General features: G+C 65.8%; 20 protein-coding genes. 9 read left to right on the top strand and 11 right to left on the bottom strand.

The window, feature by feature from the left end; translation table 11 throughout:
• Positions 1-5 precede the first annotated feature (5 nt).
• From H4P35_RS01340 to H4P35_RS01330, 3 genes are all read right to left on the bottom strand, one after another.
• Positions 6-782 carry a fused MFS/spermidine synthase gene (locus H4P35_RS01340; RefSeq protein WP_226847759.1) on the bottom strand — a complete coding sequence of 259 codons (777 nt, stop codon included), beginning with the start codon at positions 780-782 and terminating at the stop codon, positions 6-8.
• A 79-nt stretch (positions 783-861) separates the two neighbouring features.
• Entirely contained in the window at positions 862-1,281 is a 420-nt protein-coding gene (locus H4P35_RS01335) for a universal stress protein (RefSeq protein WP_056319443.1), read from the bottom strand.
• Between the two features lie 14 nt (positions 1,282-1,295).
• Positions 1,296-2,288: a TerC family protein gene (locus tag H4P35_RS01330; protein ID WP_226847758.1), complete on the bottom strand. Its 993-nt coding sequence runs from the start codon at positions 2,286-2,288 to the stop codon at positions 1,296-1,298.
• A 148-nt stretch (positions 2,289-2,436) separates the two neighbouring features.
• Here H4P35_RS01330 and nhaR point away from each other — a divergent pair, with 148 nt between their 5' ends.
• Entirely contained in the window at positions 2,437-3,345 is a 909-nt protein-coding gene (gene nhaR / locus H4P35_RS01325) for a transcriptional activator NhaR (protein WP_062840040.1), read from the top strand.
• Positions 3,346-3,358: 13 nt separating this feature from the next.
• Here the strand turns inward: nhaR and H4P35_RS01320 are convergent, their stop codons facing one another.
• On the bottom strand, positions 3,359-3,859 hold the full coding sequence (locus tag H4P35_RS01320) for a DUF2501 domain-containing protein (RefSeq protein WP_226847757.1): 501 nt from the start codon (positions 3,857-3,859) through the stop codon (positions 3,359-3,361).
• Between the two features lie 286 nt (positions 3,860-4,145).
• Here H4P35_RS01320 and H4P35_RS01315 point away from each other — a divergent pair, with 286 nt between their 5' ends.
• A complete protein-coding gene (locus H4P35_RS01315; protein ID WP_226847756.1) occupies positions 4,146-4,943 on the top strand; it encodes an alpha/beta fold hydrolase in 798 nt (265 codons plus the stop codon).
• 36 nt (positions 4,944-4,979) lie between these two features.
• On the opposite strand, the gene H4P35_RS01310 is transcribed toward H4P35_RS01315, so the two are convergent.
• Positions 4,980-6,017: an alpha/beta fold hydrolase gene (locus H4P35_RS01310; protein ID WP_226847755.1), complete on the bottom strand. Its 1,038-nt coding sequence runs from the start codon at positions 6,015-6,017 to the stop codon at positions 4,980-4,982.
• Positions 6,018-6,235: 218 nt separating this feature from the next.
• Between H4P35_RS01310 and H4P35_RS01305 the strand changes: the two genes are divergently transcribed.
• Positions 6,236-7,048 carry a hypothetical protein gene (locus H4P35_RS01305; protein ID WP_226847754.1) on the top strand — a complete coding sequence of 271 codons (813 nt, stop codon included), beginning with the start codon at positions 6,236-6,238 and terminating at the stop codon, positions 7,046-7,048.
• Positions 7,049-7,219: 171 nt separating this feature from the next.
• Here the strand turns inward: H4P35_RS01305 and H4P35_RS01300 are convergent, their stop codons facing one another.
• Positions 7,220-7,675: a fasciclin domain-containing protein gene (locus tag H4P35_RS01300; RefSeq protein ID WP_062840036.1), complete on the bottom strand. Its 456-nt coding sequence runs from the start codon at positions 7,673-7,675 to the stop codon at positions 7,220-7,222.
• Between the two features lie 172 nt (positions 7,676-7,847).
• On the opposite strand from H4P35_RS01300, the gene H4P35_RS01295 reads away from it, so the two are divergent.
• Positions 7,848-8,828 carry a MerR family transcriptional regulator gene (locus H4P35_RS01295; protein WP_152383178.1) on the top strand — a complete coding sequence of 327 codons (981 nt, stop codon included), beginning with the start codon at positions 7,848-7,850 and terminating at the stop codon, positions 8,826-8,828.
• 100 nt (positions 8,829-8,928) lie between these two features.
• Here the strand turns inward: H4P35_RS01295 and H4P35_RS01290 are convergent, their stop codons facing one another.
• From H4P35_RS01290 to H4P35_RS01270, 5 genes are all read right to left on the bottom strand, one after another.
• On the bottom strand, positions 8,929-11,907 hold the full coding sequence (locus H4P35_RS01290) for an autotransporter outer membrane beta-barrel domain-containing protein (RefSeq protein ID WP_226847753.1): 2,979 nt from the start codon (positions 11,905-11,907) through the stop codon (positions 8,929-8,931).
• A gap of 394 nt (positions 11,908-12,301) precedes the next feature.
• Positions 12,302-13,678 carry a sensor histidine kinase KdpD gene (locus H4P35_RS01285; protein WP_226847752.1) on the bottom strand — a complete coding sequence of 459 codons (1,377 nt, stop codon included), beginning with the start codon at positions 13,676-13,678 and terminating at the stop codon, positions 12,302-12,304.
• On the bottom strand, positions 13,678-14,343 hold the full coding sequence (locus tag H4P35_RS01280; RefSeq protein ID WP_152383175.1) for a response regulator transcription factor: 666 nt from the start codon (positions 14,341-14,343) through the stop codon (positions 13,678-13,680). Before H4P35_RS01280 ends, H4P35_RS01285 begins: the two co-directional genes overlap by 1 nt.
• Before the next feature lie 91 nt (positions 14,344-14,434).
• Complete coding sequence (locus H4P35_RS01275) at positions 14,435-16,057, bottom strand: methyl-accepting chemotaxis protein (protein ID WP_226847751.1); 1,623 nt, start codon at positions 16,055-16,057, stop codon at positions 14,435-14,437.
• A gap of 156 nt (positions 16,058-16,213) precedes the next feature.
• A complete protein-coding gene (locus tag H4P35_RS01270; protein ID WP_226847750.1) occupies positions 16,214-17,323 on the bottom strand; it encodes a porin in 1,110 nt (369 codons plus the stop codon).
• A 283-nt stretch (positions 17,324-17,606) separates the two neighbouring features.
• Here H4P35_RS01270 and H4P35_RS01265 point away from each other — a divergent pair, with 283 nt between their 5' ends.
• The 5 genes from H4P35_RS01265 to H4P35_RS01245 all read left to right on the top strand — a co-directional run bounded on the left by H4P35_RS01265 (position 17,607) and on the right by H4P35_RS01245 (position 23,202).
• On the top strand, positions 17,607-19,496 hold the full coding sequence (locus H4P35_RS01265) for an amidohydrolase (protein ID WP_226849422.1): 1,890 nt from the start codon (positions 17,607-17,609) through the stop codon (positions 19,494-19,496).
• 12 nt (positions 19,497-19,508) lie between these two features.
• A complete protein-coding gene (locus tag H4P35_RS01260; protein WP_226847749.1) occupies positions 19,509-19,937 on the top strand; it encodes a DoxX family protein in 429 nt (142 codons plus the stop codon).
• 91 nt (positions 19,938-20,028) lie between these two features.
• Positions 20,029-20,721, top strand: coding sequence for a YoaK family protein (locus H4P35_RS01255; RefSeq protein ID WP_226847748.1), 693 nt, complete (start codon positions 20,029-20,031; stop codon positions 20,719-20,721).
• Between the two features lie 102 nt (positions 20,722-20,823).
• A complete protein-coding gene (locus H4P35_RS01250; protein WP_056319499.1) occupies positions 20,824-21,522 on the top strand; it encodes a hydrolase in 699 nt (232 codons plus the stop codon).
• Positions 21,523-21,594: 72 nt separating this feature from the next.
• Complete coding sequence (locus tag H4P35_RS01245) at positions 21,595-23,202, top strand: MFS transporter (RefSeq protein ID WP_226847747.1); 1,608 nt, start codon at positions 21,595-21,597, stop codon at positions 23,200-23,202.
• Positions 23,203-23,243: the final 41 nt, after the last annotated feature.

The following is a 23,243-nucleotide window of genomic DNA, read 5'->3' as shown; positions in this document are numbered from 1 at the left end:
CCCGGCTACCGCAATTCCAGCGTCGCCCCGATCACGCGCATCGTCGGCATGAGCTGGCGCCACGCGTCCTTGGGCATCGTGGCCGGCCGCTTGAGCTGCGCCGCGGCGGGGTCGTTCAGCAGATCGCCCTTGCAGGCGAACACGATGCTGTTGGTCATGTCGTCGTCCACCACCTCGAACATCGACGAGCCGAACGACGCGCGCACGCGGTCCAGGTACTCGTGATGCATGGGGTGGTTGACGTGGAAATTGATCACCAGGATGCCGTCGTCGCGCAAGGCGCGATGGCAGTCGGCGTAGAAGGCGGCGCTGCACAGCGGGTCCGGGATGCCCCCGGCCACGAATCCATCCAGGAAGATCACATCGGCCTGTTCGGTCAGACCCGCGAGGTGCCGGGCCGCGTCGGCCTCGATCACCTGAAAGCGCTCGCCGTCCGGCGGCACCAAGAACGCGTCGCGCAGTGCGATGACGGCCGGATCGATCTCCACCACCGTGATGCGCGCCCCCGTCAGATAGCGATGGCAGAACTTGGGCAGCGATCCGCCCCCCAAGCCCACCATCAGGATGTCCGCCGGTTCCGGCTTGAACAGCACGAAGCCCATCATCATCCGCGTGTATTCGATCTCCAGCGCGTCCGGATTGAGCAGCGACATGCTGCTCTGGATCTCCTGCTGCGTGAAATGCAGGGTGCGCCGGGTGCCGGCATTCTGGATGAAAGGCCGGTGCGGCGCTGCCGGCGCATCGGTAACGGGCGAATCGGCGGGAGCGGGAACGTCGGACATGGGCGCGGGTTTGGGGCGAAAGATCCGCAGAAGATACCACTGCCCGCGCCCACGCGGCCCGAACGGCGCCGCCGCCACGTCAGACGAGCATCACCGGACAGGGCGAATGCGCCAGAATCCGCCCGCACACCGAGCCGCGAATGGCGTTGAGCAGCGGGCTGTGATGGTGCGACCCCAGCACGATGGCCGCCGCGTCGACCTGCTTCGCATACTCGACGATCTTCTCTGGCGTGAAACCCACGAGCTCGTGGCATTCGTGGCTGACATTGGCGGCGGTCAGAATGCCAACCACCGATTGCATCGCCTTGCCGCTTTCCTCGTGGTGCCAGGCTTCGATGTCCGCCTTGCCGATGAAGGACTTCACGTCCCCGCCCACGTCGGGTTCGCAGTGCACCACATGCACGACGAAATCCCGGTTCAGCAAGGGACTATCCACCAGAAATCGGGCCGCCGCGTCGCTGTGCAGCGACCCATCGGTAGCAAGAATGATCGTGTTCATGGCAGACCTCCGGGTCATGACTTCCTGGTTTCGGAGCGCGCGGGCTTTTGCGCGTCCCTTCCCGGCATCACCCAGCTTGCGCCCACCGACGCCAGCAGGATCACGCCAACCACCCCAAGCGACCAGTGCACCGGCACGTGGACCCATTGTTCGGCAAGCATCTTGCCGCCGATGACGACCAGCACCGTTGCCAGGCCATACTTGAGATAGTGAAACCGCGCCACCATGTCCGCCAGCAGAAAATACAGCGCCCGCAGCCCCATGATGGCGAAAATGTTGGACGTGAAGACGATGAACGGATCGGTCGTCACGGCAAAGATGGCGGGGATGCTATCCACGGCAAACACGACGTCGGTCGCCTCGATCATCACCAGCACCACGAACATCGGCGTCGCATAGCGCAACCCGTCGATGCGCACAAAGAATGACTGCCCGTGATAGTCCTTGGTGATCCGCATCGCCGACCGCAGGAAGCGCACCAGCGGATTGCGCGAGATATCCGGCTGTCGACCTGCGGTAAACAGCATCTTGAGCCCCGTGAAGACCAGGAACGCGCCCAGCACGTAAAACAGCCACGTAAATTGCGACAGCAGCCACACGCCGGCCAGGATCATGCTGACCCGCATGACGATGGCGCCCAGCACCCCGTACAGAAGCACGCGCCGCTGCAGCTCCAGCGGCACCGCGAAGTACGTGAAGATCAGCGAGAAGACGAACATGTTGTCCACAGACAGGGACAGTTCAATGAGGTAGCCGGTAAAGAACTCCAGCGTCTTCTGATGTGCCACCGCCCGCCCCAGCGCAGCGTCCAGATACCACCACATCAGGCCGCCGAACAGCGTGGCAAGCGTCATCCACGCCAGCACCCAGCACAGCGCTTCGCGCGAGGACACGCGGTGCGCGCGGCGCCCGCCGAACGCATACAGGTCCAGCGCCAACACGAGCAGCACAAAACCCACGAATCCCGCCCACATCGGCAGCGTCGCAAAGGTTTCGACCCGGTTCATGAAAGGCGCCTCCTTCCCTCGCGCCACGCGAGCCGCGCAAGGGGCGCACAGGGACTGCATTCGCACGAGGCCAGTCTAGTGCGGCGCGATTGCTCCAACAATTCGCATTAAGATGACCCGATAGTCAGATTTTTTGGAGCGATCAGCCATGGTCACGCTCAACTACAAGCATCTGCGCTATTTCTGGACGGTGGCCAAGGCGGGCAGCATCGCCCGCGCGGCGCAGCAATTGCAGCGCACGCCCCAATCCATCAGCGGCCAGATCCAGGATCTGGAATCCGCGCTGGGCACCGAGCTTTTCCGGCGCGCCGGCCGAGGCCTTGAACTGACCGACGTGGGGCGCCATGCGCTGCTTTACGCGGACCGCATCTTCACCTTGGGCGACGAATTGCTGGATGACCTGCGTGAGCGTCCCGCGCGGCGCGCGCTGGAGTTCAAGGTGGGGGTGGCCGAAGGCATGCCCAAGGCGATGGTGTACCGGATGATCGAACCCGCATTGCAGCTGGCCGAGGACGTGCGGCTTATCTGCCGCGAAGGGCGTCTTCCCTTCCTTCTAGCTGATCTGGCGGTGCATCGATTCGACATGGTGATCGCCGACCGCCCGATGCCCGGCAACCTGAACGTGCGCGGCTTCAGCCATCTGCTGGGCGAGTGCGGACTGACCTTCTTTGGATCGCCGCAACTGCTGGACACCCTGCCGGGCACGTTTCCGGCGCTGCTGGACCAGGCGCCGTTCCTGCTGCCGGGCGAAGACGCCGCCATCCGGCCGCGGCTGCTGCGCTGGTTCGACGAACAGGACATCCGCCCGCGCATCGTGGGCGAGTTCGACGACAGCGCGCTGATGAACTCCTTTGGGCAGACCGGGACAGGCCTCTTCGTCGCGCCCACGGCGACCGCCGCGTACCTGTGCAAGCAGTACCGTGTGCGCGCCATCGGACACGCACCGGCGGTGAAGGAACAGTTCTACGCCATCACCACCGACCAGCGGCTGGAGCACCCGGCGGTGGTGGCGCTAAGCCGCGCGGCGCGGGAGGATATTTTCGGGGCGGCGAAGTAGCGATGGGGCGCCGCTACAGGAACGACTTGGCGTGCTTGAGCACCTGATCGCACGCCTTGCGGGTCAGTTCCTCTTTCAGCCCGCCGCCGCTCAGGTCCACCGACTTGCCGTCGCTGCCGTTGAGCAGGCCCTGCAGTCCGGCGAGATAGCCGGAATCCGTTTTGGCCTTCTGCGTCGAGCCGCCGCCGATCTTGCCCATCAGCTTGTCTTTCAAGGCCTGCGCGTCGCCGCCGGCAAGGTAATTGTTCTTCATGCAGAACTCCAGCACGCCGGCCGCGTTGCCGGCCGAGGCCGGGGTAAGCGAAGACAGCGGCAGGCTATTACCCAGGCCCTGCAGGATGCCGCCTTGCCCGGCATTGCTTGGGGCGCCGCCGCCTTGGGTTGCACTGCCTTGGCCCGCGCCTTCCATCTGTCCCTTTACAGCATCGAGCCACTGCGCGGTAGCGGTGCCTGCGTAGCACTGCGCCGCGATGAGGGCGGCGGCGCCGGCGAGGTGGCGGAAAGGGATCTTCATGACTTGCTCCTGGTGCGGTAAATAACTGCGGCCATCGTAGTGGCGCGCTGGGGAAAAGCGGCGCGCGGGCAGGGCATGTAATGCGACAAATGATGTGCGTGCGGCCACGGTCCGCCGTGGTGCAGTAGCAATTGCATTCGTAACGTCACGCCTTTGATACCGGCGCGCAACGCCAGCAGGCGCCTGCGCGCGCCTACGCTACTATTTCGGACTGTCCCCGGGAGGCGGCTGGCGTGCTGCCGCGCCCCAGAGGCGTCCCGTGCCATCTAATCCGTGAGAACCCGTGATGTCGTCCGTCGAATTCCAAGATGTATTCGTCCCCGCCGCCAGCGGCCAGCTTTTCGTGCGGCGCTGGACGCCCGCCGCATCCGCCACGTCTGCCGGCAGCGGCGCGCCCATCGTGCTGATGCACGATTCGCTGGGATGCGTGGAGCTGTGGCGCGACTTTCCGGAACGGCTGGCCGGCGCGACGGGGCGCGAGGTCATCGCCTACGACCGCCTGGGATTTGGCCGGTCCGACCCGTACAAGGGCACGCTCGGTGTGGACTTCGTGGTGCGCGAAGCCATCGAGGGATTTCGCGCCGTGCGCGAAGCGCTGGAGCTGGACCAGTTCGCGGCGTTTGGCCACAGCGTCGGCGGCGGCATGGCCATTGCCAGCGCCGCGGCGTATCCGCAGTCGTGCCGCGCGCTCATCACCGAATCCGCGCAGGTCTACGCAGAGGAACGCACCCTGGAAGGCATCCGCCAGGCGCGCGAGGCTTTCGCGCAGCCCGGACAGCTTGACCGCCTGAAGAAGTACCACGGCGACAAGGCGGCCTGGGTGCTGAGCGCCTGGATCGACACCTGGCTGTCGCCGGACTTCGCGGACTGGACGCTGGACCCGCAGCTGGCGCAAGTGAAATGCCCCGCGCTGGCGCTGCACGGCGACAACGACGAATACGGCTCCACGGTGCACGCCGAGCGCATTGCGCAGCTGGCAGGCGCGCAGCCCGTCATCTTCGAGAATTGCGGCCACGTGCCGCACCGCGAGATGCCCGAGCAGGTCCTTGCGACCGTCTGGGATTGGCTGCCGCGCGCCGGCTGAACGGCGCGTTGCGTCGCGGCCTGACGCGTTTGCGCGCTACAGGCGGGTGACGCGAAGCACCGCGTCGGCAAACGCCTTCGGCGCCTCTTGCGGCAGATTGTGGCCGATGCCGACACCCACGTCGATGTGCTGATATTTGCCGGTGAACTGGCCGGCGTAGGCCGCGGGTGGCGGATGCGGCGCGCCATTGGCGTCGCCTTCCATCGTGATCGACGGAATGCCGATCCTGGGCAATTGCGCCAGCCGCGCCTCCAGCGCGTCGTACTGCGACTCGCCCTGCGCCAGTCCCAGCCGCCAGCGGTAGTTGTGCACCACGATCTCGACATGGTCGGGGTTGTCGAAGGCGCGCGCCGATCGCGCAAACGTTGCGTCGTCAAAGCGCCATTGCGGCGAGGCCAGTTGCCAGATCAGCTTGTTGAAGCTGTTCACGTTGGCAGCGTAGCCGGCCGCGCCGCGCTCCGTGGCGAAGTAGAACTGATACCACCATTGCAGCTCGGCCTGCGGCGGCAGCGGCTTGCGGTTGCCTTCCAGGCTGCCGATCAGGTAGCCGCTGACCGACACCAGCGCCTCGCAGCGCTGCGGCCACAGCGCCGCCATGATGCACGCGGTGCGTGCGCCCCAATCGAAGCCGGCGACGACCGCCTTGCGAATCTTCAACGCGTCCATCAGCGCAATCATGTCCACGGCCACGACGGCCTGTTCGCCATTGCGCGGGGTGTCCGGCGATACGATCCGCGTGGTGCCGTAGCCGCGCAAATGGGGCACGATCACGCGGTAACCGGCGGCCGTCAGGCGCGGCACGACGTCGATGAAACTGTGGATGTCATAGGGCCAGCCGTGCAGCAGGATGGCGACGGGGCCATCGGCCGGGCCGGCGTCCACGTAGCCCACGTCCAGCGTGCCGGCGCGGATCTGCCGGATGCTGTTGAACGGGGGGACGGGGCCTTGCGGGGCCTTCGCCACGGATTTGGCGATCGCGTTGCCGCCGAGCCCGAGGCCCAGCAGGCTGGCGCCCGCCAGCGAAGAAGTCGTACCCAGCAGGCGGCGCCGCTGGACGTTTACCGGTTCCGGCATGGTGATGCTCCAGAAAGTCTTGTTGAAGGGGACGTGACTGCTGGACGTCACTGTGGCCCGGGGCGCGGGGCGTTGGGTGTCGGTATGTACGCGCCGCGCGCGCCGATACACAACGACATAAAAATCCTGCGAATCCCGCAGCGCCGGGGCTGGAGACGGGCAGGCGCCGCCTTTACTATCAGCATTAGCCGGCACACCCCCTGCCGGGGAAGAACCGCATGAGCACACTACCTGCTGCAACGCCCCCCGGCCTGAACACGCGCCGCTTGCTTCCGTGGACAGTGGTGATCCTGGTCGCCGTGGGCCTCGCGCTGCACGGGCCGATCGCCCAGCTCGAGCACTATCACGACTTTGCCGACAAGCGCGCGTGGCTGGGCATTCCCAACGCGGGCGATGTGCTCTCCAACCTGGGCTTCGCGGTGGTCGGCTGGTATGGCTTGGCGCTGGTCATGCACTCGCGCCACCTGCGTGCGCTGGACGCCATCCGGCCCGGCTACACGGTGTTCTTCCTTGCGCTCATGCTGACCGCCTTCGGCTCCGGGTGGTACCACCTCTTGCCCGACAACGCGCGTCTGATCTGGGACCGCCTGCCCATCGCGCTGCTGTGCGCCGGCATCCTGTCGGCCGTCTGGCGCGAAACCGTCGGCGACGGCCGCTGGGTCGATGTGCTGTGGACCGCGCTTGCCGTGGGCAGCGTGGCGTGGTGGTGGTACACCGACCACACGTCCACGGGCGATCTGCGTCCGTACCTCTTCGTGCAGTTCATGCCGCTGGTGCTGGTGCCGCTGCTGCAATGGAGAAACGGCACCCCGCTGCGCGAACGGCTGTACTTCGGCGCGGCCATCGGGTTCTACGTGCTGGCCAAGGCCGCCGAACTGCTGGACTATCAGATATACCAGACGTTCGCGTTCATGAGCGGCCACACGCTCAAGCACCTGTTCTCGATGGCGGCGGGGCTGATGGTGACGCTGAATTTCGCGCATCGCAAGCGCGAGGCGGACGCATCGCCTGGCCGGCACGTTTCCCGCTAAACGGGCAGCGGCGGCGCGGCGGTCTTGAATATCATCCCGGACTGAACTGAGGCCGGGACCGGCAAGCCGGTGAGGCGGCTTGCCGGTCATGAAGAAAAAAGATAGGCCACGCACCGTCAAGGTGGCCTATCAAGGCCGGACATCGGTACGGCCTGCTACCTGCACAAACCCCTACTTCGGCATCAGCACCGTGTCGATGACGTGGATGACGCCGTTGTCCGCCGCGACATCGGTCTTCACGACCTTGGCGTTGTCCACGGTGACGTTGCCGCCATTGACCGCGATGGTCAACGAGCTGCCTTCAACCGTCTTCACCTTGCCCGGCTTGACGTCCTTGGCCATGACCTTGCCCGGCACGACGTGATAGGTGAGCACCTTGGTCAGCGCGGCCTTGTCTTTCAGCAGCGCGTCCAGCTTGTCCTTCGGCACCTTGGCGAAGGCTTCATCGGTCGGCGCGAACACGGTGTACGGGCCCGGACCCTTCAGCGTGTCGACCAGTCCGGCTGCTTGCACAGCGGTGACCAGCGTATTGAACGAACCGGCCGACTTGGCGGTGTCCACGATGTCGGCGGCGTGCGCGGTGCCCAGCGCCAGGGTGAGCGAAATACCTGCCAAAAGACGTTTCATGATTGACTCCTTGTCCAGGGACCTCCCGCGAGCGCGGGTTCCGAAAGCGGCCTCGAATAGGGGGGAAATTGAACCGCTTGATGAAGGAATTTACGCGTCTACCGTCTTCTCGTCCACGATTTGAACCGCTATTATGCAAACATATCGGTTCAATACCGGGTCAAGGAAAACAATGGAATCCAAGCAATCCGACGACGGCCGCATCACGTACCGCAGCGGCGTGGCGGCGCGCCTGGCGGGGCTCTCCCCGGAGACGCTGCGCGTCTGGGAGCGCCGCTACAACCTGTCCGATGTCGAACGCTCGGCGCGCGGCCAGCGCTTGTATTCCGCCGAACAGGTGCGCCGTCTCAGCCTGCTCAAGCAACTGGTCGATCAGGGGCATGCCATCGGCGTGCTTGCGCCCATGTCCATCGAACAGCTGCAGGAACTGGCTGGCGCCGCCGCGCGCCAACCCGCGGCGCAGGGGCCGCTGCGCCTGGGCGTGGCCGGCGCCAACCTGGCCCGCCGCATCGCCGGCAGCGGACGCGACGGCCTGGACGTGATCGTTCAACAGAGCTGGCCGCACCTTGAACAGGTCGCCCTCACGCCGCAAGAGGCGGACCTCGAGGTTCTGGTGATCGAACTATCCGAGCTGCATGAAAGCGCGCTGCCGCTGATCGTGGCGGCCGCAAAGGCGTGCGGCGACGTCGCCGTGCTGGTGCTTTACCGGTTCTGCGCCAGCGCGACCATCCGCGCCTTGCGCGCCCACGGTTTTCTGGCGGCCCGCGTTCCGGCGGACATCGGCGAATTGCTGCTGCTGTGCCGCTCGGCGCTAGCCGGCGAACGGCTGCCGACCGCGCCTGCCCAGCCCACGCTGGATCTGCGCTTTGACGAGCATGCGCTATTCACCATCATGGCCTCGGGCAGCGGCCTGGCCTGCGAATGCCCGAAGCACCTGGCCGACCTGCTACTGATGGTGGGCAGCTTCGAACGCTACAGCGTGCAATGCGCGTCCCGCAACGATGACGACGCGCAGTTGCACAGCGACCTGGGCCGCGCCGCGGGGCAGGCGCGCGCCATTCTGGAAGTCGCGATGGAAAGACTGGCCCGGGCAGAGGGCCTGCCCCTGCCGCCTCCCATTTCCAAAGCAGACCCCGAAAATAAAACGCGCTGAGGGCCGGGCCCGTGGACCCCGCACTCAGCGCGTTGCAGGCGTGCGGGGCCGGCGCGCAATCCTGCCGTTACGGGCAGTCATGCGGCCACGCCCATGCGCCTCAGAAGCGCGTCATCAGCTTGAACATGCCCGACTGCTGGCGGTTGCCGCTGCCGAACTGCGCGTCGTAGGCCACGCCCGCGGTCGTGCTGCGCGTGATCGCCACTTCGGCGCCCAGGCCCAGCACCGCCGCGTTCTTCGCGATGGGCACACCCGACACCGTGAAGGTGCTGCCGCCTTCAAAGGCCAGTTTCTGCGTGGGCTTCACATCGCCCATCGCGTGGCGCCAGCCCAACGTCGCCGTCAAGCGGCCAGGCGCGCTGTCCGTGCCGATCAGCATGGCGCCGCGCAGGCCCAGGGTGGTGCTCGTCACATCGTCCGTGTTGCTCTGGCCGCGCAGGGCCGCAGAGCCGCCTGTCTCCTGGAAGCCGCGCGTGCGGATCTGGTTCCAGGCCACGCCGGCGAAGGGCTCGATCGCATAGGCGTCCGAAAGCGGCAGCTTGTAGCCAAGCTCCGTGAACAGCTGCGTCGACGACGCGTTGTAGGACGATTCCAGACGCTGGTTCAGGCTGCCCGCCGCGACGTTGCGCTTGGCGTCGATCTCGTGCCAGGTGTAGGCCGCGCCCGCCATGAAGCGCACGTGTCCCGGACCGGCTTCGAAGTTCTTGCCGCCGAAGACCGTCGCCGTGTAGCTGTCCACGCTCATGCGCGAGGACACGTCGGAGATCGAGTTGTGGCTGCCGGTATAACCGACCGCGCCACCCAGACGCCAGCCGCCGCCCACGTCGCCATCGCCGCCCACGAACAGGCCGCCCGAGGACTGACGCACGGTGGACGCATTGCCGTCGCCGTTGAAGGTGCTCCAGTTGCCGAACGCCTGCGCCCAGATCGGCGATGCGCCGCTTTGCGGCAGGGCGTCGGAGGACGTCGCGCCCAACTGCGCCGTCGGCCGGCCGGCGCGCATCGGCGCGTCCAGATTGCCGCGCAGATGCGACAGCGGCAAGGTGGTGACGGCGTCGCCCTGGGTTTGCAGCACGCTGCCCGTGCTCGCGTACGCTTCGCCGGACAACTGCTTCAACGCCGCGCGCGCCTGCCCCGGCGTCATGGCCAGCACGGCATCCGTGACCTGGCTGGCGCCCGTCGCCTTGCCCGCGCCATTGGCGCTGGCAATCAGCGACGAATCGGCGCCGGGCGCAACGGGTTGGGTGACGACCGGTGCAGCGTCGCTGCCGGCCGAGGCCGTACCCGTGCCGGTGGTGGCCGAGCCGGTACCCGTCGGCGCGGAACCATTGCCCGTCGGCGCAGAACCATTGCCGGTCGAAGGCGCGCCATTTTCCGCCGGGGCCGAGCCGCTGCCAGCCTGGCTGGAACCGCTACCCGACGGCGCGGCGCCGTTGCCTGCCGGCGCCGAACCATTGCCGCTCGAAGGCGGCGCCTGCTGGTCCAGCGCACCGCCCACGTTGGTTTCGTTTTCCGAACCGCCGACGCTGCCGATCGGCACGTCGTTGCGCGCGAGCGTCATGAACGCATTCTTCGCGTCATAGCTGAGCGACGGCGTCAGGAACGCGTATGCGCTAGACACGCCCGTGAAACGGCCCTGAATGCCGCCGTCGGCCGTCAGGATGTTGTACGTCGCGCGCGGCGCGTAGTTGCCGTTCGGGCCCACATGTGCCACGGTGCCGTCCAGCGTGGCGACGCCAGTCACGTGGATGCGGTCGCTCAGGGTGCTGGCCGGATCGGCATGCACGCGGTAAACCGTGTCCTGGCCGAAATTCAGGTTGCCGTTGACCGTCAGCGTGCCCATCGGCGTGCCGTCGTTGCCCGGCGAGATGACGGCCGTGGGGTACAGCGTCGTGCTGCCCACTTGGCCGACACCGGCCAGCACCACTTCGCGGCCGATGTCCATCGGGCCATTCAGCTTGCCGTTGATCTCCAGCGCGCCGTCGGCGATGAAGATCGGACCGGTCAGGTTGCTGCTGTCGCCGTTCAGGATGATCGAGCCCACGCCGGTTTTCACAAAGCCTTCGGTGCCATGCAGCGGGTTGTCGATGACGTCCACGAACCTGCCCGCCGCATACGTGCCGTCGCCGACGACGATGACGGGCGGGTTGCCGCCGGTGCCGGCCAGCGTGATCGGCGCGCCCTGCAGGCGATACCGGTCCGTCGCGAATTGCAGTCCCGACACGCGCACCGGGCCCGCGCTGCCATCGACGGTGACCGTGCCCGCCGCGCCCGTGAAGATCGCATAGCCGCCGCTGGGCAGCGCGCCGGTGGCGTTGGTCGGGCTGTTCCAGTTCGTGCTTGCGGCGCTCCAGGTGCCGTTGCCGCCGCCGGCGTTGGCCGCGGAGGCCACGCCATTGCCGTTCCACAAGTTGGTCGTGCTGGGACCCAGAACCAGGTTGATGTGCTTGTCACCCGTCAGCGTCTGGATGGTGGCGGCCGGCACCGAGTCGCCGGAGACCGTGCCCAGCGTCAGGCCACTGCCGCTCAACGTGCCGCCGTACGACATGATGCGGTAGAAGCCCGCGTTGACGCCGTGCGTGCTGACCTTCACGTTCAACGTCGCGTTGTTCAGGGCCACGTTGCCGCCCACCGTGATGTTGTCGCCCGTGCCGGGTTGCGTGATGGGCAGTCCGGCATAGCCGGTCTCGAAATCGAAGACGCCGTTGTTGATGCCCAGGTTGCCATTCACAACGAGATTGCCGTTGGAAACGCCGGTGGGCGTGTCCACCCAGTATCCCGGCGCGACGCGGGCATTGCCCGTCACGTTCAGGTCGCCGTTGATCGCGCCAAACCCCGCCACGGTGCCGCCGGACATGGCGTTGACGTTGCCGCCGATCGTCACGCCCGCGCCGCCCCCATTGCCGCCGATTACCGCCGTCCCGCCATTGACATCGATTCCGCCGGGAAAGTTGGCCGACCCGTCAAACACCTGCGTATTGCCCGCCCCGATGGTCAGGTCCGCAGCGGTGACGCTGCCCACATAGGACGCGCTCAAGGCGAGCGTCGCCGTCAGCCACTTCTTTGTGCCGTGTGCCAAAACTTCAATCCTCCGGATTAATCGAGCTTCCTTTCACCTATTGCCGATATGTTTAAAAAGTATCGGCAAGTAATAATGCAGCCGGCGTGAATTTAGGGTCAGCTCTCGAAAAAAGGAGGCACTGTATAACGGTTTTTTTTGCGTCCCCGTTAATAATCGGGGTTATATCCCGTTAATTATCAAAATAGGTCTACGGCATACGTCTGATAATGCTAGGCATACCCGCGAAGATATTATCCAAAGTATTTATTTCCGCAGATTGGATACCATCCGCCCGCGATTATCAGCCGTTTTCGGATACCATCTTTTGGCCGTATGTGCGCGCGGACAGCGCACTTGGCAACGCCGCATTCAGTCACAAAATGACACGGGAAACCGTTCTGCTTTGGCCTCGTCACGCAAGCCCGGCGGCCGCTGCGCCGGGCAGCGGGAACACCACGTTGAAGCAGACGCCGCGCCCCTGGGGCCCTTCATCAACGGTCACGCGCGCTTCGTGCGAGCGGGCAATTCTGGCGACCAGGGCCAGCCCCAGCCCGCTCCCATGGCTTGGCGCACCCGGTCCGCGATAGAACGGATCGAAGATCCGCTCGCGCAATGGCCGCGCGATGCCGGGCCCGTTGTCCGCGACCGCCAGCGTGACGCCCTCCGGCTCCCAATGCAGCGCAACGCTGATCGCACTGTTCTCGCCGCTGTACCGGCCCGCGTTGTCCACCAGATTGCGCACCAGAATGCCCAGCGCATCCACCTGGCCCATGATCAGGACCGGCGCGGCATCCACGGTGACCTGCTGGCCGCGATGGATGAACGAGGCCTGCATGTCCCGCAGCACGAAGGCCACCACGGACGCAAGGTTCACCGGCTCAAGCCGGATGTCGTTGCGGTCCGTGCGCGCCAGGTCCAGCAGCTGTTCGACGATGCGGGAACTGCGGCGCGTGGTCTGCGCGATCTTCTGCATCAGCATCCTGGCCTTCACGGGATCGTTGACGCGATACGCCGTGTCCGCATACACGGCCAGCACCGCCAGCGGCGTGCGAAGCTCGTGGGCGGCATCGCCGATGAACCGGCGCTCGTTCTCGATCAACGCCGCCACCCGGCGCTGGCGCTCATTGATCGCGCGTATCAACGGCACCAGCTCGGCGGGGACGGCCCGCTCATCAACGGTCACGCCGTCGGTCACGCTAGCCTCGGCAATCTCCCTGGCCACGCAGCCAAGCTTGCGCACGGAACGGCAGACAACCAGCATCGTGACGCCCCCGATCCCGGCAAACATCAGCAACGTGATGATCGAGCCCAGCTCGAACCGGGCGGCAAGGCCGGCATAGAACGCTCGCGTCGGCGTGCCCGCGACGATTTCGAAGCGCGCGGACTCGTCCAGCCCCGTGTACACCCGCCACGTATCCCCATCCTGGACGACGCACGAAAATCCAACCGTGTTTCCCTGCCCCATCCGCTTGCGCGGCGCGTCCTTGGACGCCAGCACCAGGCGATTCGTCACGCGGTCCCAGACCTGGATCTCGGTCTTGCCGACGGCCTGACGCACCAGGAAGGCGGGCACCGGCAGTTCGCGGGTGATGTCTTGTGTGGCGGGCACCATCGCCAAAAAGAAGGCCATGCTGTCGACCACGGCACTCAATTCATGATCGCGCAACCCGGATTCGGCCCGGGTCACGCTGTTCCAATACAAGCCAAACTGCACCAGCCACGACACGAGCAGCGCGCTGAAGATGCCCAACAGGACCTGTGCGCGCAACGAATTCGTGACCCGCCGCATCAGCCGCTATCCCGGGCCAGCCGGTAGCCTTGACCATGAACATTTTCGATGATGTCCTTGCCCAGCTTCTTTCTCAGCGAATGAACGAACACGGCGATCGTGTTGCTCTCGCCAGGCCGGCCCGCGCCATACAGGTGCACGCGCAGCTCTTCCGTGGACACCAGCCGGTCCGCGTGCCTGAGAAGCATCTCCAGCGTGCGGAACTCGTGCTCCGACAACCGTGTCGGCGCCTCGTCGACGAAGGCTTCGCGCCGGCCCGGATCCAGCTTCACATGACGCCAGGCCAGGATCTTGTCGCCCGGAACGCCGCTGCGCCTGAGCAGGGCGCGCATGCGGGCAAACAGCTCCGCGGGCTCGAACGGCTTGATGACGTAATCATCGGCGCCAATATCAAGCCCCCTGATGCGATCGCTCAACGCGTCCCGCGCGGTAATCAGGATCACCGGCACGTCATCGCCGCGCCGGCGCACAAAACGCAGCACATCCAATCCCGAACCGCGATGTAGCCCGATATCCAGCAGCACGAGCGCGAAGGCGTGCTGCAGCAGCAGCACCTTGGCGGCTTCGACGTCCTGCACGAGCGTCACCGCGAAGTCCAATTCCTCGAGCGCCAGCGTCAACGCGTCCGCGAACATCGCGTCGTCCTCAACCAACAGAACTCGCATGTCAGTATTCCCCTTCCGTGTGCGTTGACAGCTGCTGCATGGGGCCGCGCGCTCGCCGCCCCAGGCCGCATCATACGGTCAGGTTGCGGCCTCAGGCGTGCGCAGGTGCTGCCAGCGCCAACCGCTCGTAACGCGGGCCGGGCTGCGCCGCGCCAGGCTGCCGTTCCGTCTTGAAGCGCGCCACCGCCTGCAAGAGCTCTTTCGCCTGCGTGGCCATTGCGCCGGCCGCCGCAGCGGACTCTTCGACCAACGCCGCATTCTGTTGCGTCATCGTGTCCATTTGCGACACCGCCACGTTCACCTGCTCGATGCCGGCAGTCTGCTCGGCCGAGGCCGAGGCGATCTCAACGGTCACCTCCTTGAGCCTTGCCACGGCGTCGAGCACCTTCTCCATCTGCCCACCCGCCGTGGCCGCCATCGACTCGCCGCCCTCCACCGCACGCTGGGAGTTCTCGATCAAGCCCTTGATCTCCTTGGCGGCCGTGGCGCTGCGCTGCGCCAGCGCGCGCACTTCCGTCGCCACCACGGCGAAGCCGCGGCCCTGTTCGCCGGCGCGCGCCGCTTCCACGGCCGCATTGAGCGCAAGAATGTTCGTCTGGAAGGCGATGCTATCGATCACCGACACAATCTCGCCCATGCGCTGCGCATCGGCCGAGATCGCCCCGATCGCATCGACCACCTGGCCCACCACGCGGCCCGCTTCAACCGTGAGCTGGCTGCAATCGACGGCAAGGCTGCTGCCGCTGGCCGCATTGTCCTGGTTCATCCGCACCGTCGAGGTCATCTCTTCGATGCTCGCGGCCGTTTCCTCAAGCGATGCGGCCTGCTCCTCGGTGCGTTGCGACAGGTCGGCATTGCCTTCGGCAATCTGCGCCGACGCCGTCGAGATGGATTCCGCCGCGCTGACGATCGTGCCGACCGTCGACGCAAGCTGCCTGCGCATCGTTTCCAGCGAATACATCAGGCTCGAATGATCCCGCTCATCGAGCTTGAGCGCCGTCGTGAGATCGCCGCTGGCAATGGCGCCGGCCAGCTTCTGCGCGTCGGCGGGTTCTCCGCCCAGCTGCCGCAGGATGCTGCGCGTGACCAGCCACGCCGACAGGACGCCCACCAGCACGGCGATCGACATGATCACGATGATCGTGCTCTGCAGACGCGCCGACGTCGCCGCCGCCTGCCGCGCCGATTCATCGTTGAGCTGGGATTCAAGGTTGGCGAGCGACAGCAACTGGTCGAGCCACGCGTCCTGCTTGGCGCGCAGTTCTTCCCGCAGAATGCGGGCGGCTTCCTGGGTGTTGTTCTGGCGCCCGGCTTCCAGCGCACGCAGGTAGATGGGCGTCGCGTCCTGTTCCGCGCGGCGGGCGGCGGCCAGCAGATCCCTTTCCGCGGCAAGGGTATTGGCATCGCTCGCAAACATCTGCGCAAGACGTTCATTGGCTTGGCGATAGCGCGCCGCCATGTCTTCGGCCCGGGCGATCTCATTGGCCACGGCTTGCGGGTCCGTGTAGAGCACGATGTTGCGCACCACGATCGCCCGGCCCTGCACCAGCTCGCGCATCTGCAGCGCCAGCTTCAACTGCTGGTTGTTCACGTTCACGATGTCGTACATCGACTTGTCCAGCGTCCTCACGGCGTACAGGGACAGGCCCCCAAGCACCATCAACGCAAGAACAAGCAAGAGAAAACCGATCGCAAGACGCGAACTCACTTTCATGGCTGCCAGATTCATCATTCGCCTTTTGTTGTTGTTGGCAGCCGGCTCATGACAATTCGCGCTGGACAAGCGCTTGGACCCTGAACGGGCCCGCGCCGGCTGACGAGCGCGACTATAGAGGGCGAAGAATTAATGAATCGTTAATTCTCACCAATTCTAAAAGCTGTGCCGCAGTCCCAACGCGATGGTCTGCGGGCTGGCGCCAGCGGTCACGCCCAGCGCATTGATGGCGAAGTCGTACGCCGCATTCGAGCGGTTCTTGATCTTCGAGTAGTACGCATACACAGAAGTGCGCTTGGAAAAGGGCTGCTCATAGCCCAGCGTGTACTGGACCGCGCCGGTGTCCTGGCCGCTACGGACGTAGCCCACCCGCTGGGTAGACGGCCCGGTGCCGTTGGCGGCGTACCCGACGGACGCGTTCAGGCTGCCGGTGCCCAGCTTCTGCACCACGGACACGTAGTAACCCTTGCGGCGCAGATCGCCGGATGCGGTCTGGTAGCGCAGCTGCTCGACGACGAAGTTGATCGTGGTGGACGGAAACGAATATGTGGCGCCCAGCTTGATGGCATCGTCGTGCGAGTCGGCCATCTGATAGTTCTTGTGCAGCTCATAGGCCGCCACCAGCGCCAGCGGTCCGTCCTTGTAGGCGGCGGACCAGGAGAACAGTTGGGGATTGCGCGGCGTCGTCATGCGTTCCTGCGGCAGGCCCCACGTGAATCCAGCGCTCAAGCCATGCCAGTCCGCGGACCGGAAATGCAGCGAATTTTTCTGGCGTCGATCAAACGAACTCGTGTTCTCGACGTTGCCCGAGCTGGACGCCGAGCCGTTGCCCATCAACGCCATGTATCCCGCCGTCATCGGATAGTAGGGATCCATTTTCATGGTCGACTCGGTGTAGGCCGTGTGCCAATTGCCCAGAAAGAACGTGCCGTAGGGCGATGCCAGCCCAAGGCGCGTGTTCCGGCTGGCGATCTCGCCTTGCCCGGTGTTGGGCGCAATGCCACTCTCGATCTGAAAGATCGCCGACAGGCCATCGCCCAGGTCCTCTTCGCCGCGAAAGCCGAACACCGACCGGTTGTTCGTCATGCGTGAGCCCGAGCCGGCATTGTCGGCGCCGCTGATCCAGCCGTATTCCAGCGCCGTGTTGAGCCGGCCGTATAGCGTGACGGACGATTGCGCCGACGCGCTGCCCACCGCGCCACACAGCGCGGCCACCGCGCATCCACCAACCAGAACCCGTTTGCGCGCGTCGCGGCCAACTTTCATCTCATACTCCTGTGCCTTGCGCAGCACGCAAACCGCAAGACGATACGCGTGCGCGCCGTGCCGACGCCATTCGTCGAAGGTATAGGGTGACGAACCTAATGTCGGATTGCGCCCCGGCGGACGCCATGAAAACCTACCCTCCGCGAAATTAATCGAGGAGAGTGGCATGGCTTCGCGTCGACAAGTCCTGGGAGCGGCGTCTTCGCTGGCTTCAGCGTTTGCGCTCAACAGCATGTGGGCCGGCCGGGCAAACGCCGGGTCGCAGTCTCAGACCGGCACGCCGCTGGCAGACGGTCCCCCGGAGGTGATTTTCTACAACGGCCGCTTCACCACGTTGGACCGCGCCAATCCGGAAGCGGACGCCGTCGCCGTGAAGGGCGGCAAGTTCGTCGCGGTGGGCAGCGACCGGGACGTCCTGCGCCTGGCGGGATCGAACACCCGGCTGGTTGACCTGAAAAAGAAAAGCGTCCTGCCCGGGCTTTACGACAACCACACGCACGTCGTGCGCGGCGGCCTGAACTACAACATGGAGCTGCGCTGGGACGGCGTGCGGTCGCTGGCGGATGCCATGGAGATGCTGCGCCGGCAGGTTGCCAATACACCCGCGCCCCAATGGGTGCGCGTGGTGGGCGGATTCACCGAGCATCAGTTCATTGAAAAGCGTCTGCCGACCATCGAGGAAATCAACGCGGTCGCACCGGACACGCCGGTGTTCCTGCTGCATCTGTACGATCGCGCGCTGCTGAATGCTGCGGCGCTGCGCGTGGTGGGCTACACCCGCGCCACGCCGGACCCCGAAGGTGGACAGATCATCCGGGACTCGAATGGCAATCCGACCGGCCTGCTGCTGGCCAAACCCAACGCCACGATCCTGTATTCAACCCTTGCCAAGGGCCCGAAGCTGCCATTCGACTACCAGCTGAACTCCACGCGCCATTTCATGCGCGAGCTGAACCGGCTGGGCGTCACGGGCGTCATCGACGCCGGCGGCGGCTATCAGAACTATCCGGACGACTATGCCGTCATCCAGAAGCTGGCCGACGACAACCAGCTGACGGTGCGGCTTGCGTACAACCTCTTCACGCAAAAGCCCAAGCACGAGAAAGAGGACTTCCTGAACTGGACGTCTTCGGTCAAGTACAAGCAGGGCGACGATTACTTCCGGCATAACGGGGCCGGAGAGATGCTGGTGTTCTCGGCGGCCGACTTCGAGGACTTCCGGGTCGAACGCCCGGACATGCCGCCGGAGATGGAAGGCGAACTGGAAGAGGTCGTTCGCGTCCTGGTCCAGAACAAGTGGCCGTGGCGCCTGCACGCAACCTACGACGAAACGATCACGCGCGCGCTGGACGTATTCGAGAAAGTGCATCGCGACACGCCGCTCACGGGCATCAACTGGTTCTTCGATCACGCCGAGACGATCTCGGACAAGTCCATCGACCGGATCGCCGCACTGGGCGGCGGCATTGCCGTGCAGCACCGCATGGCATACCAGGGCGAATACTTTGTCGAGCGCTACGGCGCGAAGGCCGCGCAAGCCACGCCCCCGGTCAAGCGCATTCTGGAAAAAGGCGTGAAAACGTCCGCCGGCACCGACGCCACGCGCGTCGCGTCCTACAACCCGTGGATTTCGCTATCGTGGATGACCACGGGCAAGACCGTCGGCGGCATGCCGCTGTATCCGCATGAAAACCTGCTGGACCGCGAAACGGCCCTGCGCATGTGGACCGAGAACGTCGCGTGGTTCTCCAACGACGAAGGCAAGCGCGGCCGCATCCAGGTGGGCCAGTTCGCCGATCTGATGGTCCCGTCCCAGGATTACTTCGCGGTGGCCGATGAAGAGATTTCGTTCCTGACGTCAGACCTGACCGTGGTGGGCGGGCGCGTGGTCTACGGCGCCGGCGACTTCGCCAAGCTCGACGAAAACGCGCCGCCGCCCGCCATGCCCGACTGGTCGCCCACGCGCCTGTTCGGCGGCTATGCCGCCTGGGGCGACCCGGAAGGCGCGGGACGCAATTCGCTCGACTACAAACGCTTTGCCGCGGCCTGCGGTTGCGCCAGCGCGTGCGGCCTGCATGGGCACAGCCATGCCAACGCGTGGGCCTCCAGCGTGCCGGCCTCGGACCAGAAGTCGTTCTTCGGCGCGCTGGGTTGCTCGTGCTGGGCCGTGTAAGGAACCGAACCCATGTCGAGCATTTCAACCTCGCTGGCCGGCATCGCGCGCCCCATTCTCGGGGGCCGCGTTGCCCGCTTTGCCGCCTACCTGGGCTTGTGCGCGGCGTATCTTCAGGGCGGGCTGGTCAAGCTGACCGACTTTCCCGGCGCCATTGCCGAAATGACCCATTTCGGGCTTACGCCCGCGCCGTTCTTCGCCGTGGTCGTGATCGCGCTTGAGCTCATCGCCTCGCTCATGATCCTGATCGGATGGCATCGCTGGATCGGCGCGCTGGGGCTGGCGATCTTCACGCTGCTCGCCACCTTCGTCGCCCTGCAGTTCTGGGAGATGCCGCCCGGCCAGGCGCGCTTTTTCGCCGCCAACTCGTTCTTCGAGCACCTTGGGCTGGTGGGCGGGTTCCTGCTGGTGATCTGGCAGGACCTGAACGAACGGCGGTAGCGGCCGTCGTATCGGCCTACGCAGTGTCCGTCGCGCCGGCCGCACCGCCGGTCCAGCGGGCACCGCGCCATCAACACTTACCTTGCACATCATGGAACAGACCCCCGTATCTCCCCGATTCACCGGCCTCTTGGGCTTTAACGCGGGATACGTCGATACGGCGGGGTTCCTGGCGCTGAACGGCCTGTTCACGGCGCACGTGACGGGCAACTTCGTCACGCTGGGCGCCGCCTTCGTCCACGGCACGACCGGCGCCTTCGCCAAGCTCCTGGCCTTGCCGCTCTTTTGTGCCGTCGTCGTGCTGACGCGCCTGTTTGCGTCCGGCTTCGCGGCCGCGGACACGGCGATGTCCAAGCTCATGTGCGCGAAGGTGCTGCTGCTGGCCGCCGCCGCTGCCGTCCTCATCGCCTACGGACCGTTTCCCGACAGCGATGCGCCCGTTGCCGTGATTGGCGGCATGCTGCTGGTCGCGGCCATGGGTATCCAGAATGCGATCCAGCGCATGCATCTGGGCAGCGCGCCGCCGTCCACGCTCATGACCGGCACCACCACGCAGGTGATGATCGACCTTGCCGACCTCTGCAAGGGCGTCTCCGGCGAGGCGCGCACGGCCGCCGTCGCCCGCCTGCGCAAGATGCTGCCCGCTCTGGCGGCGTTTGCGTCCGGCTGCGCCATTGCCGCGCTGCTGTACTGGGCGTCCCTCATGTGGTGTTTCATCCTGCCGCCCATCGTCGCCGCGCTGGCCACCCTGGGCATCAAACGCGCCCCGGCTGACCCTACTTGAGGGGGGGACGCGCCATACCTTCGAACAATGTCGAGACGCGAACGTTTCCCCTATCCTGACATTCTCGTTAAGGCCCCTCCATTTCAAACCAAGGTGATTTTCATGTCCCAAGCAAAGCTCGAAGTCCTGACCCCGCAGAACAGCCAGATCATCTTCATCGATCACCAGCCGCAAATGGCCTTTGGCGTGCAGTCGATCGACCGCCAGACGCTGAAGAACAATGCCGTGGGTCTGGCCAAGGCCGCCAAGGTGTTTGGCATTCCCACCACCATCACCACCGTCGAGACCGAGTCGTTCTCGGGTTACACCTACCCCGAACTGCTCGACGTGTTTCCGAACCAGAAAGTCCTGGAACGCACCTCGATGAACTCGTGGGACGACCAGAAGGTGCGCGACGCGCTGGCCGCCAATGGCCGCAAGAAGGTCGTCGTGGCCGGTCTCTGGACCGAAGTTTGCAACACCACGTTTGCGCTGTGCGCCATGCTGGAAGGCGAATACGAGATCTACATGGTCTCCGACGCGTCCGGCGGCACGTCCAAGGAAGCGCACGACATGGCCATGCAGCGCATGATCCAGGCCGGCGTCGTGCCGGTCACCTGGCAGCAGGTGCTGCTGGAGTGGCAGCGTGACTGGGCCCGCCGCGACTCGTACGATGCCGTGATGGAAATCGTCAAGGAACACTCGGGCGCTTACGGCATGGGCGTGGACTACGCCTACACGATGGTGCACAAGGCCGGTCAGCGCACGCAGACCGCCCACGACGCCATCGCGCCGGTGGCCGCGCCCGTCATCGCCCGCTGATGCCCCTGGGGTCCGCAGCCGCTCTTGCAGCGGCTGCGGACCTTTTTGCTTTCTCCCGCAGCCTGCCACGCCATGACGACCGCCGACGCCCAGCCCGCCAACCCCGCCCCGCCTTCCTCGCCGTTCGCCTACTCCGCGTTCACGGTGATCTGGATTGCCACCGTCCTGTCGAACATCGGCACGTGGATGCACGACGTGGGCGCGGGCTGGCTCATGACCTCGCTGTCGCCCTCGCCGATGTTCGTGGCGCTGGTGCAGACGGCGGGCGCCTTGCCCGTCTTCCTGCTGTCGCTCCTGGCCGGTGCGCTGGCCGACACCATGGACCGCCGCAAGCTGCTGCTGACGGTGCAGATTGCGATGGGCGTCATTGCGCTGGCACTGGGGCTGGTGGTGTGGTTTGGCCTGACGACCCCGTGGGTGCTGCTGGGCTTCACGTTGCTGATGGGTATCGGCACGGCGCTGTCGGCGCCGGCCTGGCAGGCCATCGTCCCCAGCCTTGTGCCGCGCCCTTCGCTGCAGCAGGCCATCGCCACCAACAGCGTGGGCATCAACGTCAGCCGCGCCATTGGTCCGGCGCTGGCCGGCGTGCTGATTACCAGCATCGGCGTGGCGATTCCGTTCTTCGTCAATGCGGTCAGCTTCATCGTGGTCGTGGCCGCGCTGATCTGGTGGAAGCCGCCCGCCGCCGCTGAAAAGCGCCTGCCACGCGAGCAGCTGTTTCATGCCATGCGTGCCGGCGTGCGCTTTGCGCTGCACAGCAAGCCGCTCAAGTCCACGCTGGTTCGCGCCGTTGCGTTCTTCCTGTTTGCCAGCGCCTACTGGGCCTTGCTGCCGGTGATCGTGCGTCAGGTGCTGCAGGGCGGCGCCTTGCTCTACGGCATCATTCTGGGCTGCGTCGGGGCGGGCGCGGTGATCGGCGCGATGGTGCTGCCGCCGCTGCGCAAGAAGCTGGGCCCTGACCGCAGCGTCATGGCCGGCACGCTGGGCACGGCGTTCACGCTGGTGGTGTTTGCGGTGGTGCCGCATCCCGTGGTGGCCGGTGCGTTCAGCTTCCTGGCGGGCGCCTCGTGGATCATGGTGCTGACCTCGCTCAACGTCTCGGCGCAGGTGGCGCTGCCGGACTGGGTGCGTGCCCGGGGCCTGGCGATCTTCGTGACGGTATTCTTTGGGTCGATGACCGCGGGCAGCATGATCTGGGGGCAGACGGCGGTGCGTGCCGGCGTGCCCGCCGCGCTGCTGATCGCCGCCGCCGGATCGGTGGTTGCGATGCTGCTGACCCGCAAGGCCAAGCTGCAGCTGGGCGCGGACCTGGACCTTGCGCCGTCAATGCACTGGCCCGAGCCGCTGATCGATCAAGAGGTGTCGCACGATCGTGGCCCGGTCATGATCACGGTCGAATACCTGATCGACCCGGCGCAAGGCGCGGCCTTCGTGCGCGCCATGCAGCACGCAGGCGCCGAGCGCCGCCGCGATGGCGCATACGCCTGGGGCATCTTCGAAGACGCCGCCCAACCCGGCCGCTACCTGGAATACTTCCTCGTGACCTCCTGGCTGGAGCATCTGCGCCAGCACGAACGCGTCACCCACGCCGACGCGGACCAGCAAGCCGAAGTGCGCGCCTTCCACATCGGCGACGCGCCCCCGCGGGTCTCGCACTTCGTGGCGCCGATCGTGCAATAGGCGGAATCAACACAACACCCGGCGCTGCTGCACACACCGTT

Origin of the sequence: Achromobacter sp. 77, assembly GCF_020541125.1 — a bacterium.
Taxonomy (GTDB): Bacteria; Pseudomonadota; Gammaproteobacteria; order Burkholderiales; family Burkholderiaceae_B; genus Achromobacter; species Achromobacter mucicolens.
This window is presented reverse-complemented; position numbering and strand designations above follow the sequence as displayed.

Excerpts from the sequence above, each read along its gene's own strand:
- H4P35_RS01340 (WP_226847759.1), bottom strand. The coding sequence starts at position 782 with ATGTCCGACGTTCCCGCTCCCGCCGATTCGCCCGTTACCGATGCGCCG.
- H4P35_RS01335 (WP_056319443.1), bottom strand. The coding sequence starts at position 1,281 with ATGAACACGATCATTCTTGCTACCGATGGGTCGCTGCACAGCGACGCG.
- H4P35_RS01330 (WP_226847758.1), bottom strand. The coding sequence starts at position 2,288 with ATGAACCGGGTCGAAACCTTTGCGACGCTGCCGATGTGGGCGGGATTC.
- nhaR (WP_062840040.1), top strand. The coding sequence starts at position 2,437 with ATGGTCACGCTCAACTACAAGCATCTGCGCTATTTCTGGACGGTGGCC.
- H4P35_RS01320 (WP_226847757.1), bottom strand. The coding sequence starts at position 3,859 with ATGAAGATCCCTTTCCGCCACCTCGCCGGCGCCGCCGCCCTCATCGCG.
- H4P35_RS01315 (WP_226847756.1), top strand. The coding sequence starts at position 4,146 with ATGTCGTCCGTCGAATTCCAAGATGTATTCGTCCCCGCCGCCAGCGGC.
- H4P35_RS01310 (WP_226847755.1), bottom strand. The coding sequence starts at position 6,017 with ATGCCGGAACCGGTAAACGTCCAGCGGCGCCGCCTGCTGGGTACGACT.
- H4P35_RS01305 (WP_226847754.1), top strand. The coding sequence starts at position 6,236 with ATGAGCACACTACCTGCTGCAACGCCCCCCGGCCTGAACACGCGCCGC.
- H4P35_RS01300 (WP_062840036.1), bottom strand. The coding sequence starts at position 7,675 with ATGAAACGTCTTTTGGCAGGTATTTCGCTCACCCTGGCGCTGGGCACC.
- H4P35_RS01295 (WP_152383178.1), top strand. The coding sequence starts at position 7,848 with ATGGAATCCAAGCAATCCGACGACGGCCGCATCACGTACCGCAGCGGC.
- H4P35_RS01285 (WP_226847752.1), bottom strand. The coding sequence starts at position 13,678 with ATGCGGCGGGTCACGAATTCGTTGCGCGCACAGGTCCTGTTGGGCATC.
- H4P35_RS01280 (WP_152383175.1), bottom strand. The coding sequence starts at position 14,343 with ATGCGAGTTCTGTTGGTTGAGGACGACGCGATGTTCGCGGACGCGTTG.
- H4P35_RS01275 (WP_226847751.1), bottom strand. The coding sequence starts at position 16,057 with ATGAAAGTGAGTTCGCGTCTTGCGATCGGTTTTCTCTTGCTTGTTCTT.
- H4P35_RS01270 (WP_226847750.1), bottom strand. The coding sequence starts at position 17,323 with ATGAAAGTTGGCCGCGACGCGCGCAAACGGGTTCTGGTTGGTGGATGC.
- H4P35_RS01260 (WP_226847749.1), top strand. The coding sequence starts at position 19,509 with ATGTCGAGCATTTCAACCTCGCTGGCCGGCATCGCGCGCCCCATTCTC.
- H4P35_RS01255 (WP_226847748.1), top strand. The coding sequence starts at position 20,029 with ATGGAACAGACCCCCGTATCTCCCCGATTCACCGGCCTCTTGGGCTTT.
- H4P35_RS01250 (WP_056319499.1), top strand. The coding sequence starts at position 20,824 with ATGTCCCAAGCAAAGCTCGAAGTCCTGACCCCGCAGAACAGCCAGATC.
- H4P35_RS01245 (WP_226847747.1), top strand. The coding sequence starts at position 21,595 with ATGACGACCGCCGACGCCCAGCCCGCCAACCCCGCCCCGCCTTCCTCG.